This is a genomic window from Actinoplanes sp. NPDC000266 (genome assembly GCF_042899005.1).
In the GTDB taxonomy this organism is placed as follows: Bacteria; Actinomycetota; Actinomycetes; order Mycobacteriales; family Micromonosporaceae; genus Actinoplanes.
The window spans coordinates 376,534-393,890 of sequence record NZ_JBIAZI010000007.1 but is presented as its reverse complement, the minus strand read 5'-3'; the positions used below and the strand labels follow the sequence as shown (position 1 = coordinate 393,890).

14 protein-coding genes are annotated in these 17,357 nt (G+C 71.9%); 9 read left to right on the top strand and 5 right to left on the bottom strand.

Annotation, left to right across the window (positions count from 1 at the left end):
- Positions 1-516: 516 nt before the first annotated feature.
- A complete protein-coding gene (locus ACFY36_RS29355) occupies positions 517-1,644 on the bottom strand; it encodes an 8-amino-7-oxononanoate synthase (protein ID WP_499749130.1) in 1,128 nt (375 codons plus the stop codon).
- 84 nt (positions 1,645-1,728) lie between these two features.
- Between ACFY36_RS29355 and bioB the strand changes: the two genes are divergently transcribed.
- Together bioB and bsaP are read left to right on the top strand one after the other, a co-directional pair.
- Entirely contained in the window at positions 1,729-2,724 is a 996-nt protein-coding gene (bioB, locus tag ACFY36_RS29350; RefSeq protein ID WP_499749129.1) for a biotin synthase BioB, read from the top strand.
- 4 nt (positions 2,725-2,728) lie between these two features.
- Positions 2,729-2,905 (top strand): biotin synthase auxiliary protein BsaP, encoded by a 177-nt coding sequence (bsaP, locus tag ACFY36_RS29345; protein WP_499749128.1) that lies wholly within the window; start codon positions 2,729-2,731, stop codon positions 2,903-2,905.
- Here bsaP and ACFY36_RS29340 read toward each other — a convergent pair.
- From ACFY36_RS29340 to ACFY36_RS29330, 3 genes are all read right to left on the bottom strand, one after another.
- A complete protein-coding gene (locus tag ACFY36_RS29340; RefSeq protein ID WP_499749127.1) occupies positions 2,902-3,948 on the bottom strand; it encodes a GNAT family N-acetyltransferase in 1,047 nt (348 codons plus the stop codon). The genes bsaP and ACFY36_RS29340 overlap by 4 nt on opposite strands.
- A 120-nt stretch (positions 3,949-4,068) precedes the next feature.
- Positions 4,069-4,776: an ACT domain-containing protein gene (locus ACFY36_RS29335; protein WP_499749126.1), complete on the bottom strand. Its 708-nt coding sequence runs from the start codon at positions 4,774-4,776 to the stop codon at positions 4,069-4,071.
- A gap of 242 nt (positions 4,777-5,018) precedes the next feature.
- Positions 5,019-5,735 (bottom strand): SDR family oxidoreductase, encoded by a 717-nt coding sequence (locus ACFY36_RS29330; protein ID WP_499749125.1) that lies wholly within the window; start codon positions 5,733-5,735, stop codon positions 5,019-5,021.
- A gap of 141 nt (positions 5,736-5,876) precedes the next feature.
- Between ACFY36_RS29330 and ACFY36_RS29325 the strand changes: the two genes are divergently transcribed.
- The 6 genes from ACFY36_RS29325 to ACFY36_RS29300 all read left to right on the top strand — a co-directional run bounded on the left by ACFY36_RS29325 (position 5,877) and on the right by ACFY36_RS29300 (position 13,420).
- The gene (locus ACFY36_RS29325) at positions 5,877-7,625 is read left to right on the top strand and encodes an ATP-binding protein (protein ID WP_499749124.1); all 1,749 of its coding nucleotides are present in this window, start codon (positions 5,877-5,879) and stop codon (positions 7,623-7,625) included.
- 9 nt (positions 7,626-7,634) lie between these two features.
- Positions 7,635-8,786: an exonuclease SbcCD subunit D gene (locus ACFY36_RS29320; RefSeq protein ID WP_499749123.1), complete on the top strand. Its 1,152-nt coding sequence runs from the start codon at positions 7,635-7,637 to the stop codon at positions 8,784-8,786.
- Positions 8,783-11,278, top strand: coding sequence for an AAA family ATPase (locus ACFY36_RS29315; protein WP_499749122.1), 2,496 nt, complete (start codon positions 8,783-8,785; stop codon positions 11,276-11,278). Before ACFY36_RS29320 ends, ACFY36_RS29315 begins: the two co-directional genes overlap by 4 nt.
- Positions 11,275-12,246, top strand: a complete 972-nt coding sequence (locus ACFY36_RS29310; protein WP_499749121.1) for a hypothetical protein — start codon at positions 11,275-11,277, stop codon at positions 12,244-12,246. Before ACFY36_RS29315 ends, ACFY36_RS29310 begins: the two co-directional genes overlap by 4 nt.
- A gap of 66 nt (positions 12,247-12,312) precedes the next feature.
- Complete coding sequence (locus tag ACFY36_RS29305) at positions 12,313-13,002, top strand: SprT-like domain-containing protein (RefSeq protein WP_499749120.1); 690 nt, start codon at positions 12,313-12,315, stop codon at positions 13,000-13,002.
- Between the two features lie 28 nt (positions 13,003-13,030).
- Positions 13,031-13,420, top strand: a complete 390-nt coding sequence (locus ACFY36_RS29300) for a DUF1707 domain-containing protein (RefSeq protein ID WP_499749119.1) — start codon at positions 13,031-13,033, stop codon at positions 13,418-13,420.
- Here the strand turns inward: ACFY36_RS29300 and ACFY36_RS29295 are convergent.
- Positions 13,361-14,539, bottom strand: a complete 1,179-nt coding sequence (locus ACFY36_RS29295; protein WP_499749118.1) for a pentapeptide repeat-containing protein — start codon at positions 14,537-14,539, stop codon at positions 13,361-13,363. The genes ACFY36_RS29300 and ACFY36_RS29295 overlap by 60 nt on opposite strands.
- A 98-nt stretch (positions 14,540-14,637) precedes the next feature.
- On the opposite strand from ACFY36_RS29295, the gene ACFY36_RS29290 reads away from it, so the two are divergent.
- Positions 14,638-16,245 carry an ATP-binding protein gene (locus ACFY36_RS29290; RefSeq protein ID WP_499749117.1) on the top strand — a complete coding sequence of 536 codons (1,608 nt, stop codon included), beginning with the start codon at positions 14,638-14,640 and terminating at the stop codon, positions 16,243-16,245.
- Positions 16,246-17,357 lie beyond the last annotated feature (1,112 nt).

The window sequence follows — 17,357 nt, the reverse complement described above, 5'->3', positions numbered from 1 at the left end:
CCGACGAGGACAGCCCGGCGGCATCCGGCCTGTCCGACGACGAGGGCGCGGCGGCGTCCGACTCGGCCGACAACGAAGGCGCGACGGCGCCCGGCCCGGCCGACAACGAAGGCGCGGCGGCGCCCGGCCCGGCCGACAACGAAGGCGCAGCGGCGTCCGACTCGGCCGACAACGAAGACACCGCGGCGTCCGGGGCGAGCGACGACGCACGCACGGCGGCATCCGGATCGGGCGACGACGAAAGCCCGGCGACGTCCGGGGCGGGCTGTGATGAAGGGGCGCTGGCGTCCCGGCGGACCGTCGTGGCGGCGGCCATGGCCGGCGTCTCTTCGGGGGTGCGGGCAGCAGGCACCGACGTCGGTGCTGGGGGCGTGGCGCGGCCCGGCAACGGTGGGAACGTGAAGCCCTTGGAGCCGGAGTGGCCGGTCAGGATCACGTTCGCTGTGGGGAGGCGGGTCACCACCTCGGTCACGTCCGGGCAGGACGGGCCGGTGGCCAGGGGGCGGGGCTTGCTGCTCACGGGGCGCACTCCACGATCACGTCCAGGGCGCGGGCGAAGTCGGAGCCGGAAACACCCGCGTTGATGGTCAGGCGCAGGCGCGACGTGCCGTCGGGGGTGGACGGCGGGCGGAAGCAGCCTACGGCGACACCCCGGTCACGGCAGTCGGCGGCCCACGCCAGGGCGGCCTCGGGGCCGGGAGCCGGCACGGACAGTACGCCGGCGGCCGGCGTGGCCACGTCGAAACCGGCCGACCGCAGGCGCGAGACGGCCTCGGCCGCCCGCCGGGTCAGCAGCGCGCGGCGGTCGTCCGCGGCTCGGGCGATTCGCACGGACTCCTGGACTCCGGCGGCAACGGCCGGGGGCAACGCCGTGTCGTAGATGAACGTCCGGCCCGTGTCGACCAGATGCTGGATGAACTGCGCGGGACCGGCGACGACGCCGCCCGCTCCGCCGAGAGACTTGGAAAGGGTCGCGGTGACGACGACGTCCGGCCGCCCGGCGAGGCCCGCCGCCGCGACACCGCCCGCGCCGGCCGGGCCCAGCAGCCCCAGCGCGTGGGCGTCGTCCACCAGCAGCAGAGCGCCCCGGGCGGAGGTCACCTCGTAGAGCTCGGCCAGCGGCGCCAGGTCGCCGTCGACGGAGAAGACCGACTCGGTGACGACGACCGCGGAGGCGGGTGCGTGGGCGTCCAGAAGGGAGGCCACCGCGGACGGTGAGTTGTGCGGCGCCACGATCGTCTTCGTGCCGGCCATGCGGCAGCCGTCGATCAAGGACGCGTGGTTGTACGCGTCGGAGACGATCACATCGCAGAGGGCGGCCATACTCCGTACGGCCGCCAGGTTGGCCAGATATCCCGACGAGAACACCAGCGCCGCCGGCGTGCCCAGCCACTCGGCCAGCGAAGCCTCCAACGTGGCGTGGGCCGGCGTCGAACCGCGGACGAGACGGGAGCCGGTCGCGCCCAGGCCGTACCGCGAAAGGGCGTCGGCCGCGGCCGCCGTGACCCGCGGGTCGCCGGACAGGCCGAGATAGTCGTTGCCGGCCAGGTCGACCGCGGTCGCCCGGGGGCGCAACTGACGGGTGAGCCCCGCCTTGGCCCTGCTCACGGCCAGGCGATCCAGCTCCTCCAGCCAGCCCGACAAGACACCTCCAGCGATCACGAGAATGGGAAACTATCACCCGCCACTGACAGTCCTACCGGCCGTGAAGGTCTGTAGGGTACGGGCATGCCCGAGATCCTCGAGAAGGCCCGTGCCCAGGTTCTCGCCGGCGGGGCCGGCCTCGGCGAGGCGCAGATTCTCGAGGTGCTGCGCCTCGGCGACGATCACCTGCCCGAGCTTCTTCAGGTCGCGCATGACGTGCGTACGAAATGGTGTGGTCCTGAGGTCGAGGTCGAGGGCATCGTCTCGCTGAAGACCGGTGGTTGCCCCGAGGATTGTCACTTCTGCTCGCAGTCGGGTCTGTTCGCCTCGCCGGTGCGCTCGGTCTGGCTCGACATCCCCTCGCTGGTCGAGGCGGCCCGGCAGACCGCCGCGACCGGGGCCACCGAGTTCTGCGTCGTCGCCGCCGTGCGCGGGCCCGACCAGCGCCTCATGGCCCAGATGCGCGAGGGTGTGAAGGCGATCCGCGAAGCCGTCGACATCCAGGTCGCGGCCAGCCTCGGCATGCTCACCCGGGAGCAGGTCGATGAGCTGGCCGAGATGGGCGTGCACCGCTACAACCACAACCTCGAGACCTGTCGCTCCTTCTTCCCGAACGTGGTGACCACCCACTCGTGGGAGGAGCGCTGGAGCACCCTCACGATGGTGCGCGAGTCCGGCATGGAGGTCTGCTGCGGCGGCATCCTCGGGCTCGGCGAGTCGATCGAGCAGCGGGCCGAGTTCGCGGCGCAGCTGGCCGAGCTCGATCCGCACGAGGTGCCGATGAACTTCCTCAACCCGCGCCCGGGCACGCCGCTCGGCGATCAGCCGGTGGTCGAGGGCAAGGACGCGCTGCGCGCCATCGCCGCCTTCCGGCTGGCGATGCCCCGGACCATTCTCCGGTACGCCGGCGGCCGGGAGATCACGCTCGGCGACCTGGGCACGCGCGACGGCCTGCTCGGCGGGATCAACGCGGTGATCGTCGGCAACTATCTGACGACGCTCGGCCGGCCGGCCACCGAGGACCTGGCGCTGCTGGCCGACCTGAAGATGCCGGTCAAGGCCCTGTCGGCGACGCTGTAAGAGCATGTACTGCGACCGTTGCGGCGAGCCCGCCGCCCAGGGCGATCACGCCGCCTGCGACCGGGCGCGGGCCCTGGAGCCGCCGCGCTACTGCGCCGACTGCCGCCGCCGCATGAAGGTGCAGGTGGTGCCCACCGGGTGGACAGCCACCTGCGTGGAGCACGGCACCCGCGCCTCCTAGGGGACCGCCGGCGACTGCTCGCCCACCGGCTTTTCGACCGGCATCGGGAGGGTGACGCTGACCATCGCGCCGTCGCGCTCGGCCGGGCCCGCGCCCAGGCGGCGCAGCGTGCGCAGCATGGCGACGTTGTCGGCGGCGGCGTGGGCCACGACGGCCGCGACGTCGCTGCGCTCGGCGTGGGCCAGCAGGCGGCGCAACAGGGCGGTGCCGATGCCCCGGCGCTGCCAGGCATCCTCGATCAGGATCGCCACCTCGCCCAGGTCGCCCTCGGTGAGCAGGTTGGCCATCGCCACCACGCGGTCGCCCGCGATGGCCAGCAGCGTGCGGCCGGCGCCGGACGGCTCGAGCAGGCGGCGCAGCCGGGTCTCGTTCGGGCCGCCCCCGCCCAGGTAGCGGCGCTGGATCGTGGCCGCCGAGCTGCGCTCGTGCAGGCGGCGGACGCCCTCGAGGTCGTCGGCGGTGGCCAGGCGGACGGTCAGCTCGGCGCCGTCGGGCAGGAGCAGGGTGGACTGTTCGCGCCGCCGGCGCAGCATCGCCCCGGAGAGCTCGACCAGGGCCTGCGCCCTCGCGTATTCGGCCGGGGTGAAGGCCGGGGCCGTGCGCAGCACCTCGAGGGAGCCGCCGTCCGGGTCGGCCAGCCGCATCCGCTCGGCGTCGTGGCCGGGGCGGCCGCTCAGCGGCTCGGGCCGCCAGCGCACCTCGGTCGCGTCGAGCAGCGCGACCAGCGCCTCGCCCAGCGTGTCGGGCTCGTGCACCAGCCGCGAGGCCAGGGCCAGGGCCCGGGTCGGCTGGTCGGCCAGGCCCTGGGCCTCGGCCCGGGACACGAAGGCGTTGCGGCCGCGGCCCTTGGCGATCGCGGTGAGCAACTCGGTCTCGGTCATCGAGTCGGGCGCGTCGACCAGGAAGTCGTCGACCGCGCCCGCCTCGGTGGTGTGCACCTGCACGGCCAGGATGTTCACCGACCGCAGAGCCAGGCTCGCGGTCAGAACGGAAAGGTAGCCCGGCCGGTCGTCGACCGTTGCCCGGATCCGCCACAGCGCCATCTCCGGCACCCCCTTCTCGCCCCGGATGAGCGGCGAGTCACGTCAGCTGTACCAACGCCAATACTGCCCCGCGGGTGTTAACCGGACATTGCTTGAGCTGGGATTTGGGTGCGAGTCCCATCACATGGGGTTTGCCGCCACGGACGGGCTCAGCCGGTCGCCCAGGATGACGGCGGCCGCGCGGACCAGCTGGGCCACCCGGTCGACCTCGGTCACGTGGAAGGCGGCGGCGGGCAGGTCGTCGGCGTCGGAGCGGGCCACCACGAGCACCAGGCCGTCGCGGCCGAACGGGGCCACCGCGTACTTGGTGTCGTCGGCGCCGGTCAGCGGGCGGGCCCGCAACGGCGTGACCTCGGGGAGCAGCAGCGGGGAGGGGGCGCGCCAGCTGGCGTACGTCACGGCGGGCTCGTTGGTCAGCGCACGGGGAGCGCCCGTACGGGAGGCCCAGTCGGCCGGCACCACGGCGGCCGCGGCCCAGTCGGCGGCCAGCAGGCCCGGCATGGCGTCGACCAGGGTGGCCAGGCCGTCGGCCGGGTTGGCGGCGACCTGGGCCAGCAGCTCGGCGTCGTGCCCGCCGTTGACGGGGGCGCCGATCGCCTTCCAGACACCGTCGACCTGGACGCCCGGGATGGCGGCGAGGCCGGCCAGGAGGCGTTCCACGCGGGAGGCGCCGGGCCAGACGACGGTGAAGTCGTCGACGGCACGGCCGCCGAGTCGCTCGAGCACGACGACCTGGACGATGTCCGCGCCGGCGACGCCGAGCGTGCGCGCGACCTGGCCGAGGGCACCGGGACGGTCCGGCAGGGTGACTCGTACCCGCAGCAACATGCAACTCCTCCCGTCTTAGGGCGGCACAGCGGTGCCGCCCTTCGGAGTACATCGTGCCAACTCGGCATTTCGCACCGGTTGCGCGACCGTGTCCCTATCGTCAATAGCGCGGCGTATCGTCGGGACGTGATCTGCCCCGCGTGTCGCGAGAAGCAGCACGACAAGTGCCGCGGCGGCTCCTGGTGCGACTGCCAGCACCGCCCACCCGAGCCGACCCCACCGGCCACCGGCGCACCCGGGCCTTAGGGCTCGTTGCGCCGGAACGTGGTGTCGTCCGGGATCTGCAGGAAGAGCCCGCCCTTGAACCCGGGCGTCAGCGCGTCGGCCACGAAGGCCCCGACGTCGCGCCCGGTCAACCAGCCCGGCTCGATCTCCCCGCCGTCCCAGTCCTCGGTCACGATCGGCGTGTAGACGTCCACTTCGTGCAGCCGTACGGCCTTGCCCGCCGCCTCGGCCTCGAGCACGCGCATCAGCATGGCCTGCGCCGCCCCGGTCACCGAGATCGGCCCGGACCCCGCCACGGCCAGCACCGACGCGATGCCGCCGAGCGCGAGATAGACCGATTCGTCCCGGTCGGCCAGCGCGGGCAGGAACGTTCGGGCCACCATGAAGTGACTGGTCAAATTGTCCGAAATGATCCGCTGCCAGACCGCCGGATCGAGTTCGGTGAGCGGCGACCCCTCCCACCATTCCCCGAGCGAGGCAACCACCGCGTCGAGAGGGCCCAGCTCGGCCACGATCTCACTCAACAGCCTCAACGAATCCGACAAGTCGGAGATGTCGCCAAGATAGCCGTGCAGCTGATCCGACTGGATCTTGGCGTGCAAGCGAGCGAGCCGCGCCGGATTGCGCGAAGGCACGGCCACGACCGCACCCCGCGAGATCAATTCCTGCACGACGACGGTGCCGGCCCGACCGGTGCCGCCCGCGACGACGTGGACGCGCCCAGTGAGTGTCACCGAGCAACCGTATCGAAGATGGGCGCGCCTCCCTCGTACGGGCAAGATCTTGTGGATAACTCTGTGTATGAGCACCAGAAGTTGTGGACAACGCGTGCCAACCGACTCCGCGTGCGTCTTTTGTCGTACCCCTGGTGCACGATGATCGACGTGTCTGACGAAACTTCCCCCGTCGGGCGGGTTCTGGGTACAGCCGACGCCACCCCGCTCCAGTTCTGGACGGCCGTGACCCCCGGCAGCTACTTGCAGCTCGACGACGTCGTGGTCACCAAGCGCGACCTCCCCGACCGCGAGCCGGTCACCATCGCCGGCGTGGTCACCCAGGTCCGCGCCCGCCACGAGGGCGCCCAGTTCGACTCCGACGTCTTCGCGATCGCCGACGGCACGCTGCCGGCGATGGTGCAGGAGGCGGCCGAGATCACCACCACCCGGGTCGACCCCGAGCTCTACGTGCCGCCCGCTCCCGGCGCCGTCGTGCACCGCGCGACCGGCGAGGCCCGCGACGCCGCGCTGCACTTCGACCGCATGGAGCGGCGCATCCCGATGGGCACCGGCCGCGACGGCGTCCCGGTCTTCCTCAACGCCGACTTCCTCGACGGCACCCGCGGCGCCCACGTGTCCATCTCCGGCATCTCGGGCGTGGCCACCAAGACCAGCTTCGCCACCTTTTTGCTCTATTCGGTCTTCCGCTCGGGCCAGCTCGGCGCCGACGGGGCCAACGCCCGCGCGCTGATCTTCAACGTCAAGGGCGAGGACCTGCTCTTCCTCGACCACCCCAACACCAAGCTCGACGACAACACGCGGGCCGCTTACAAGCTTCTCGAGCTTCCGGCCAACCCTTTCCCTGATGTACGCGTCTACGCGCCCCCACGCGCAGGCGACTCCTCCGGGGCTCCGGACGTCAGCAGCCGCCTCACCGGTGTCGACGCGTTCTACTGGACTCTCGAGGAGTTCTGCTCGGCCCGCCTGCTTCCGTACGTCTTCGCCGACGCCGACGACGAGCGCCAGCAGTACACGATGGTCGTCCACTCGGTCACCGCCCACCTGCACCGCCACGCCGTGCCGGCCGAGGGCGGCATCAGCATCGACGGGCGCCGGATCGGGTCGTACGGCGATCTCGTCGACCACATCGTCGAGCAGCTCACCGACGACGACACCCGGTCGACGTGGGCCGGCAGCGCGGTCAACATGGGCACGGTCAACGCGTTCGCCCGCCGCCTGATCGGCAGCAAGCGCGACCTGTCCCGGCTGATCCGCGGCGATCTGGCCCAGCGCCGCCCCCACCAGATCAAGACCGCCGAGTCGGCCCAGGTCACCGTGGTCGACCTGCACAATCTGCCCGACCGGGCGCAGCGGTTCGTGGTCGGTGTGACGCTCAAGACCGAGTTCGAGGAGAAGGAGAAGTCGGGCACCGGCCGCCCGCTGCTGTTCGTCGTCCTCGACGAGCTGAACAAATACGCGCCGCGCGAGGGCACCTCGCCGATCAAGGAGGTGCTGCTCGACATCGCCGAGCGGGGCCGCTCGCTCGGCGTCATCCTGATCGGCGCCCAGCAGACGGCCAGCGAGGTCGAGCGGCGCATCGTGACGAACTCCGCCATCCGCGTGGTCGGCCGGCTCGACCCGGCCGAGGCGGCCCGCCCCGAGTACGGTTTCCTCCCGCCGGCCATGCGCCAGCGCGCCCTGCTGGCCCGCCCGGGCACGATGTTCGTCAACCAGCCCGACATCCCGGTGCCGCTGTGCGTGGAGTTCCCCTTCCCGGCCTGGGCCACCCGCAAGTCCGAGTCCGGCCCACCCCCCTCGTCCACCATGAAGTCGATCGTCCAGGGCGCCGACCCGTTCGCCGTTGTCGGCGGCCGCGGCGGTTCGCAGGACGACGACATCCCGTTCTAGGGTTCACCGATGCGCATCCTGCACACCTCCGACTGGCACGTCGGCAAGGTACTCAAGGGCCGTAACCGGCACGAGGAGCACATCCGCGTGCTGGCCCAGGTGGTCGAGGTCGCCCGGGCCGAGCGGCCCGATCTGGTGATCATCGCGGGTGATCTCTACGACACCGCGGCCCCGACGGCCGACGCCACCCGGGTGGTCACGCGGGCGCTGTCGGCCCTGCGCAAGACCGGGGCGCGGGTGGTCGCGATCGGCGGCAACCACGACAACGGGGCCGCGCTCGACGCGCTGCGCCCGTGGGCCGACGCGGCCGGCATCGAGCTGCGCGGCTCGGTGCTGGCCAACCCGGACGACCTGCTGATCACCGGCCAGACCGAGGAGGGCGAGCGCTGGCAGCTGGTCGCGTTGCCGTTCCTGTCGCAGCGCTACGCGATCCGGGCCGCGGAGATGTACGAATTGACGGCGGCCGAGGCCTCTCAGACGTACGCCGATCATCTCGGCCGTTTGATCGCCAAGCTCAGCGAGCGGTTCGCCGACCGAGGCGTGATCAATCTCCTGACCGCGCATCTCACGATCTTCGGGGCCACCACCGGCGGCGGCGAGCGCGAGGCCCACACGGTCATGGGCTATGCCGTGCCGGCGACGGTGTTCCCGCAGAACACCCACTACGTCGCGCTGGGCCATCTGCACCGCTCACAGCAGGTCATCGCCCCCTGCCCGACCCGCTACAGCGGTAGCCCGCTCGCGATCGACTTCGGCGAGGAGGAGAACGTCCCGTCGGTGGCCATGGTCGAGGTCGGGGTCGACAAGGCGGCCCGCGTACGGGATGTGCCGATCACCTCGGCGATCACCCTGCGCACGGTGCGCGGCACCCTCGAACAGCTCGCGACGGTGAACCTTCCGGACGCCTGGCTCCGTGTTCTGGTGCGCGAGAAGCCGCGGGTCGGCCTGCGCGAGGACGTGCAGGAGCTGCTGCCGAACGCGCTCGAGGTGCGGATCGACCCCGAGATGATGCCGGACAAGACGGGAGAGCGGATGGCGCAGCGGGCCGGCCGGTCGCCGCGTGAGCTGTTCGGCGACTACCTGGACAGCAAGGACAACGCCGAGGACGGCGTCCGCGAGCTGTTCGACGAGCTGTACGACGAGGTGAGCACGAACAAATGAGGCCCATACGGCTCGATATGGCCGGGTTCACGGTGTTCCGCGACGAGACCACTGTGGACTTCACCGACGCCGACTACTTCGCGCTGGTCGGGCCGACCGGCTCGGGCAAGTCGACGGTGCTCGACGCGATCACGTTCGCCCTCTACGGCACGGTCCCGCGCTGGGGCGGGGCGCGCGGCATCGTCAACGCGCTCTCCCCCTCGGCCACCGAGGCCCGCGTACGCCTGGTCTTCGAGTCGGCCGGCGACCGCTACGTGGCGACCCGGGTCGTCCGGCGCGACGGCCGCGGCAACGTCAAGACCGCCGGGGCCGGCCTCCAGCTCATGCCGCCCGGCTTCGACGTCACCAAGCTCGACACCGGCATGGACCTCGACGACCTGGGCGAGGTGCTGGCGGGCACCCCGGCCGAGATGGACGAGGCCGTCCTGCACGCCGTCGGCCTGCCGTTCGAGCAGTTCACCAGCTGCGTCGTGCTGCCGCAGGGCCAGTTCGCCGACTTCCTGCACGCCAAGCCGGCCACCCGCCAGCAGATCCTGGTCAACCTGCTCGGCCTGCACGTCTACGAGGAGGTGCAGACCAAGGCGACCGGCCGCGCGCAGACGGCCGAGGGCAAGCTGGCCGTGGTCGACCAAAATCTGGCCGGCCTGGCCGACGCCACGGACGAGGCGGTCGAAGAGGCGCAGGCCCATCTCGTCCGCATGCGCGAGCTCACCACAGCGGTCGAGCAGGCCGTGCCCGGGTTGCGCGACAGGCGGGCGGCCGAGGCGGCCGCCGCCGCGAAGCGGGACGAGCTCGACGCGGAACTGCGGCAACTGGGCTCCGTGCGTACACCCGCCTCAAGCGTGGAAACCGCCGGCGTGACGGCCGCGGCGAGGGCGACCGCCGCCGAGGCCGCGGACGAGGTTCGCACGGCCGAGGAAAAGGAGGAAAAGGTCCGGGGTGAGCTGGCCGCGGCCGGCGACGCGGGCTCGCTGAGCCTGATGCTCGACCGGCACGCCGAGCTGCAGCGGCTGATCGGGCAGGAGGAGTGGTTCGCGGGCGAGGTGTCGGTGGCCGACGTCGAGCACAAGGACGCGGTGGCGGCGCTGGAGCTCGCGCACAGTGAGCATCTGGGCGCGGCCCAGCTGCTCGAACAGGCCCGCCTCGACTACACGGAGGCCCAGCGTACGGACCGGGCGGCCGCGCTGCGGGCGCATCTCGCGGTGGGCGACAACTGCCCGGTGTGCGAGCAGAAGGTGACCACAGTTCCGGCCGTGCCCGAGGGGTCGGCGGTGCGGGCGGCCGAGGCCGCGGGCAAGGCCGCGCGGGCCGCCGCCGAGGCCGCCGAGCAGGCCTGGAAGCAGCGGGACGCGGTGGCGCGCAAGCTGGAGAGCAACCTCGAACGCAAGCGCGCGCAGTACGAGCACCACCTGTCGCGCCTGGCCGAGGCCCGCACCGCGGTGGCCGAGTCGCCCGGCGTCGAGGCCCTCCAGCGCCGGCTCGACGAGCTGGCCCGCCTCCAGAAACACCTTGATCAGGCGGCTTCGGCCGTACGGACGGCGCGCGTGGCCCACCGCAAGGCGCAGGCGGCCGTGGTCGCCGCCGAGGAACAGCAGCGCACGGCATGGCGCGAGTTCGACGTCGTCCGCGACGGCGTGGCCCGCTTCTCCCCACCCCCGGCCGACCGCGACGACCTGGCCGGCGCCTGGTCGACACTGGCCGCCTGGGCCGCCGAACTGGCCATCGCCCGCCGAGCGGCCCGCACCGAGGCCGAGGAGGCCGTCGCCGCCGCCCATCAGGCCACCCTCACCACCATCTCCAACATTTCCGATTTGTTCGTGGCAGCCAGCGTGCCGTTCGCTTCTTCTTCGTCGTCGTCTGACGCCGACCTCATCCGGGCCGCGGCCGTGGCGGCGGAGCGGGCCGAGGCGGCGTGGAAACGTCTCGAGGACCGGCGGACGTCGGCGGCGGAGCTGACCGAGCAGCGCATGGTCCTTCAGCGCGAAGGCCGGGTCGCCAAGGCGCTGGCCGGTCACCTTCGGGCCAACAACTTCGAGCGCTGGCTGCTCGAAGAGGCGCTCGACCTGCTCGTCGGCGGCGCGTCGCGGATCCTGCGCGAGCTCACCGGCGGCCAGTACGACCTGATCCACGACAAGGGCGAGTTCTTCGTCATCGACCACCACGACGCCGGCCTGCGCCGCGGCGTGCGCACGCTGTCCGGCGGCGAGACGTTCCAGGCCTCGCTGGCCCTCGCGCTCGCCCTGTCCGAGCAGCTCGCGGGCATGTCGACCACCGCCGCCAGCCTCGAGTCGATCGTGCTGGACGAGGGTTTCGGCACCCTCGACGCGGCCACCCTCGACGTGGTCGCGGCGACGCTGGAAAATCTGGCCGCCCGCGGTGATCGCATGGTCGGCGTCGTCACGCACGTCAACGCGCTCGCCGAGCGGGTGCCGGTCCGGTTCGAGGTGCGCAAGGACGCGCGTACCGCCCATGTGGAGAGGGTTGGCCTTTGACCAGGATGTTCGTGGACGCGTGGGATCCCTCGTACGGCGCCTCCTACGAGGGCGCCGACGGCGGCGAGGGCCCGGCGTCACCCAGCAGCGCCCAGGTCGACACCGACGTGGAGATCCCCGCCGCCGAGTGGGCCCCCATCGACGTGTCGTCCGAGGTGCGCCGCCCCGACGTCGTGTTCCTGGTCGACGGCGTCCGCCGCAACGACGCCGGGCTGTGGACGGCTGAGGAGGACGGCACGTCGTACGCGGGCCTGGCCGCCTCGTACGCGGCCGGCGTGGTCCGCTGCGACCTCGGCCGGGGCCAGGCCGAGCTGGTCGGGGCCAAGGTCGGCCGGGGCCTGTTCACGGCCAGCCCGACCGCGTCGGACGTGCAGGCGGGCACGGTCCGCTACACCGTCCACCGCATCGAGGGCGCGGGCGAGGCCTCGAAACTGCCGTCGGCCGTCCAGCCGTCGCTGACCGCCCTCGAGATCGACATCTCGTCGGAGGCCCGCGCGATCGGCTCCGACGGCGCCGACCTGCTGGTCGTCGACGGCCCGCTGCGCAACCGGCGCCAGCTGCCCCGCACGATCGGCTACGTCAAGACGCAGCAGAAGCAGTACCTGCCGGGCGCCCTCACCCCGGTCGTGACCTCGCTGCGCCCCGGCCAGCGCACCCCCGTCTTCCACCTGGGCACGGTGTGGGGCGGCTGGTCCTGGTACCTCCGCCTGCCCGGCGGCTCGGGCGCGCCCTGGTCCGGCATCGTCCGCGTGGAGTGCTCCCCCGACCTCACCGCCGAAGAGGCCATCGAACTGGCCGACATCTCGGGCGCCACGCTTCCCCGCTTCGCGTCGGCGTCCTACAAGGACCCCCGGGCCCCGCAGAACCTCGTACCCATCGCCGGCCTGGAACGCCGCCTCCGCACCATGCTCGGCGACGCCCGCTTCCTGCACCGCGCCCTGATCAAGGCCACCGCCCTGACCCGCTGACCCCGCCCCTCACCACCCCCCGCAGTTTGCACCTTTTGCGCCTTCCCGCACGACGGAGTATCGACATTGGACCTCCACCAAGCGCGTGACCTTGCCACCGACCTCATGACCCGGCACAAGCTCACCGGCTGGCGGCTGCTCTTCGACAACGCCAAGACCCGGGCCGGCGCCTGCCGCTCGGACCGCCGCGAGATCACCCTGTCCCGGCCGCTGATCAGCCTGTACTCGCCCGAGCAGGTCACCGCCACGATGCTGCACGAGATCGCGCACGCGCTGGCCGGCTCCGGCCACGGGCACGACCGGGTGTGGCGCGCGACCGCGCGGCGCATCGGCTACACCGGCGGCCGCTGCCTGCCCGCCGACGCGCCCCAGGTCGACGGCGCCTGGGTCGGCACCTGCCCGGCCGGCCACCGCACGACCGCGCACCGCCGCCCGATCCGCGTCCGCTCGTGCCCGAAGTGTTCGCCCCGCTTCGACGTCGAGGCCCGATATGTCTGGACCCATCACGGCCGCCCGGCCGACATGGACCCCCGCTACGACGCCGAACTGGCCCGCCTGCGCGACCACCGCCCCGAGCCCCTCCCCACCCCGGTGGCCATCGGCGCCCGGGTCCGCTTGATCGGCGCCGGCAAGTACGCCGGACTGACCGGCACCGTCGAGAAGCGCGGCCGCACCCGCTACCAGGTGCGCACGAGGGCGGGCCTGCTCAGCGTCTCCTTCGCCGCGGCCCAGCCCTTGACCGCCGTCGATCGATGACCACGCGGAATCTGACTACCCTGAGCGGGTGACGTCAGAGCCGGCACCCGACCTGCTGATCGGCACGCCCGAGCGCGACTCGGCCCAGGAGGCGCTGGAGGAGCACCTGGCCGAGAAACGCCTCGACCGGGCCGAGTACGAACGCCGCGCCGAGGCCGCCCGGCAGGCCCGCACCCGCTCGGAGCTGTCGCGGATCTTCGCCGACCTCCCGCTGCCCCATCCGGAGCTGCCGCCCGCGTCGCCGGACCCCGGCGAGGACGACACCCCACCCCCGCTCTTCCTCGCCGGCTGTCTGACCCTCGCCCTGGGCATTCCGCTCGCGGTGGTGCTGGGTTTCGCGTACGGCATGTGGTGGCTCCTAGCCGTCCCGGTCGTCCTCACGGTGGCGATGACCTACGTCGAGCACCTCCGCCACTGAGCCGTCCGGCTCCAGGCACCACCCGGCCGGCCAGGCGTCCTCCCGGTCCGCACGCGGCTCCGCGCCGGCCCCGCGGAAGGTCGGCGGACTGCCGAATGTCGCGTCGCCGAACCGTACGTCGCCATAAAAGACCGCCCCATCGAACGTGGCGGCTCCGTGGAACTCCGCCGCCCCGAACCGGGCCTCTCCGGAGAATGACACCCCACTGAAGTCGGCCGTCCCGAAGAACACGGCATCGTCGAACTGCGCCCGTCCGAGCTGTCCCTCCCGTACCACCCAATCGATGAGAGTCGCCCCGGTGAGATCGAGGTCGAGGTTGGGCCAGAACCGCTCCCGCCGATCCGGCCGGAAGAACCGCAGGATCTCCGGAATCGCCGGGCCGGGGCAGACGACATGGGTCGAGATGATCCACTGCGCGGTCCGCCGGACCTGAAGCTCCAGCCTCGCCTCCCGGCCCTCATCCGGGAAGGCGTACGGCATCCGCAGGTAGGCGCACAGGACGTTCACGATGGTCTGCCGCTGCTCGACGTCGTTCTGGGCCGCCCGCTCGAGGGCGTAGAGACCTCCGAGACGTACGGCCGCCTCGGCCGAACCCAGCTGTTCCACCGCCTTGGTGTAGAGGTCGGTGAAGCGGCGCTCGGTGGCGTCCAGTTCGGTGTGCGCCTGGGCCAGCTCCATGTGGCGCTGGCGGCGCAGGGCGAGAAGCAACGCGGCCACGGCACCGCCCGCGGCGAACAGCCCCAGGCCGTACTTGATGGCCTCGATCTGCAGTTTTGGTTGATCACCGGCCACTTTCATCATCCACAGCAGGGCCATCACACCGACCACGGCCACGCTCGCGGCCGCGATCCCCACACCCGGATAGGTGAGCAGCCACGGCCACCGCGGGCCGGTGATGACCGCGCCGGCGCGGACCGCCCGGCGGACCGACCAGCGCTGGAGGAGCAGCGGCCCCACGACCAGGAGCACCGCCGGCACGGCGAACAGGACCAGGAGAAAATGGTCGCGGAGGGCCGGGCCCACCTCACCCCAGGCCCAGGACCAGGCCCGCAGGTCCAGAAAAACGCCGACCGTGAGCAGCGCGGCCGCGGTCCAGGGCCACGGAGCCAGTTTGAACATGCGACAAGCATCGGATCACCGGCCCCACCAGCCGCCCTGATCAGGCGACGATCGCCCTTCCGGGCACATGAGGCGGCGCCGGACGTGACACTGAGGGGATGGAGTCGCGTCCGCCCGACGAACCGGCGCCGGTCATGGAGATGGCGCCCGGCGGCATGTCGCGGGCGGCGGCGGACCGGCTGGCCGCGCTCACCGAGGCCGGGGCGCGGGCCGTCTGCGCGATGATCCACCTGGCCGAGGGCCGCAACCTGCGGCTGATCGGCGGGCACAACCTGCCGCCCGGCTTCGAGCCGTTGCAGGAGGTGGCGATCTCGTCCACCCTCGCCGGCGTGGTCCTGCGGACCGGCCTGCCCCTGGTGGTCAGCGACGTGGAGACCGACGACCGGGTGCCGGCTGAGGCGCCGGTGCGGGCGGTGGGCATTCGGTCGTACGCCGGATTCCCCGTCCGCGATCCGTCCGGGGCGACCGTCGGTGTCTGCGCGGTCATGGACTACCGCACACGGCAGTGGCAGCCGGACGAGCTGACCGCCGTCGACAACGGCGCGCAGGCGTGCGCCGCCTTCGTCGCCGAGCAGCACGCCCACGAGGCCGAACATCAGCAGCGCTTCTATCTGGACACGATGCTGGACAGCCTCGACACGGGTGTCGCCGCCTGCGACGCCGACGGCCGTCTGGTCGTCGTGAACCGCTCGCTACGTGACCGCCTCGCCCTGCCGGACGAGATCACCGACCTCGAGAAGTGGGCGGCGTGGCTGCCGATCACCACCCCGGCCGGCGACCCGGTCGACCGCACCCAGATGCCGCTGCGCCGAGCGCTGCACGGCACGGAGGTCCGCGGCACCGAGTTCGCCCTGCGCACCCGCCACGGGCGCCGCCTGGTGCGGGTCAACGCCCACCCGATCACCAACCGGCAGGGCCGCCGTCTCGGCGCCGTGGCCGTCTTCCACGACATCACCGAGGCCCGCCACAACGAGCACCTGCAGCAGATGCTCAGCCGCGCCAAGGACGAATATCTGAACCTGGTCGGCCATGAGCTGCGCACCCCGCTCACGATCATCCTGTCCTACCTGGACGTGCTGGCCGACGCCGAACCGGATTCCCCCGCCTCCGAACTGCACCCGGTGATCGACGGCGCCCGCCGCGGCGGCGAAAGACTGCGCCGCCTGGTCGAGGCGCTGCTGGATCTGTCCGCCCTGGACGCCGGCCGCACCCCGCTCGAGATAACCGACATCGACTTGGTCAACGTCGTCACGGAGGCGGCCAGCGCGATAGAGGACCAGGCCCGAGCCAAGAACATCACCATCACCCGAACGGCACCACCCCACCTGCCCATGAGAGGCGACCCCGGCCGCCTGACCCAGTTGGTGACCGCCCTGCTGGACAACGCGATCACCTACACCCCGAACGGCGGAGCGGTGAGCGTCGCGCTGACCGGAGCCGACACGACCGTGGCCGTCGACGTCACCGACACCGGCTTGGGCATCCCCGGCCACGAACGCCCGCACGTGTTCGACCGCTTCTACCGGGGCGCGGTAGCCACCGAGATGGCCATCCCCGGCGCCGGCCTGGGCCTGCCCATCGCCAAACTGATAGCCGACCGCCACCACGGCACCATCACGATCCGCCCACCGAACGGCCGCCCAGGCACAACAATGCACGTCGAACTCCCCCGCACCCTGCCCACCAGCAACGAACGTCCGGAATAGAAGCAGGCAGCACCGTGCAAGGTGTGTGTTCGCGAGACAGCGTCAGGGAGGTGCCACCCATTCGGTATTCGCGGCAATTCCTGTCGAGCGGTGCACTCCGGCAGGTTTCTGCGAGTCGCCCCCGAATTTATGATGCCCCGGTGGAACTGCTTTCACGACGGCTGGAAAATGGCCACGGCGAGCGCTATGCATCTGTTTGCGTTGTGCCCGGCGACCGTGGCCCGACGGGGTTGTCATGTCTTGATGGGGACAGTGCCCGGTGTTGCGGGGGGCGCGGCAGAGCGTGAGGTCGAGGGTCCGTCGACGTGATCCGGGCGTTGGCGTCGTGGCCGGCGTGCTGAAGGCCTTGCCGGTGAGCGGTCTGGCCGGCGGTTCAGCGGGGGCGGTCTTGATCGCTGTCACCGGGGCTCGAGTGGTTCGAACGGATATGGCCCGACGCGCTGGGCTGATCGGACTGGGTTCGGCGGCACCAACGCCGACCGGGTCGGGAGCAGGCAGATCCGGCGCGGCCGGGACCTGGGCGGGCAGATCCGACGTGACCGGGACTGGGGCGGTCGAGTCGATCGGTCCGACGGCAGCTGGGCCGACCGGGTCTGGCGCGGGCGGGGTGGTAGGGGTAGGGCGGTGACGCGGTCGGTAGGGGCGGGGCGGCGCCAGGGGTGGCATCGGGGCGTCACCATGCAGGCCGCGCCATTTCCGGGTATGGCGTTGGATCAATCCGTATTGCCGGCGCTCGTGATGAGCGCGACGGAATTCTTCCGTACTGGCGGAGTAGTTACGGCGTCGGGTGGGGTCGCGCCATTGAGCTATCTGGGTGTGGCTGAACAATTGCATCTGACCCCGTATCTGGCGCATGAGTTATTCTCCCGCGATAGCCCGCGGAGCGGTAAGAGAAAAAATGTGCCACATCGATCGAGCCGGCACGCGGATCCGTCATGCGATCCAGTCCGCATTCACATGCCGCGGACACGGCGCGGCCGGCTCGTCGGCGACCGCTGACTTCTGGTAGCGAGAGGTGGCGCCAGGCGGGAGATCTCGCAAGCCTGACAAGGTGGGGATGGGGTTGAGTTCGGCCGAGGGACGGCGATCGGGCCGGTACCGATCCGGCGCCC

Excerpts from the sequence above, each read along its gene's own strand:
- ACFY36_RS29325 (WP_499749124.1), top strand. The coding sequence starts at position 5,877 with ATGATCGACGTGTCTGACGAAACTTCCCCCGTCGGGCGGGTTCTGGGT.
- bsaP (WP_499749128.1), top strand. The coding sequence starts at position 2,729 with ATGTACTGCGACCGTTGCGGCGAGCCCGCCGCCCAGGGCGATCACGCC.
- ACFY36_RS29340 (WP_499749127.1), bottom strand. The coding sequence starts at position 3,948 with ATGGCGCTGTGGCGGATCCGGGCAACGGTCGACGACCGGCCGGGCTAC.
- ACFY36_RS29335 (WP_499749126.1), bottom strand. The coding sequence starts at position 4,776 with ATGTTGCTGCGGGTACGAGTCACCCTGCCGGACCGTCCCGGTGCCCTC.
- ACFY36_RS29320 (WP_499749123.1), top strand. The coding sequence starts at position 7,635 with ATGCGCATCCTGCACACCTCCGACTGGCACGTCGGCAAGGTACTCAAG.
- ACFY36_RS29315 (WP_499749122.1), top strand. The coding sequence starts at position 8,783 with ATGAGGCCCATACGGCTCGATATGGCCGGGTTCACGGTGTTCCGCGAC.
- bioB (WP_499749129.1), top strand. The coding sequence starts at position 1,729 with ATGCCCGAGATCCTCGAGAAGGCCCGTGCCCAGGTTCTCGCCGGCGGG.
- ACFY36_RS29290 (WP_499749117.1), top strand. The coding sequence starts at position 14,638 with ATGGAGTCGCGTCCGCCCGACGAACCGGCGCCGGTCATGGAGATGGCG.
- ACFY36_RS29295 (WP_499749118.1), bottom strand. The coding sequence starts at position 14,539 with ATGTTCAAACTGGCTCCGTGGCCCTGGACCGCGGCCGCGCTGCTCACG.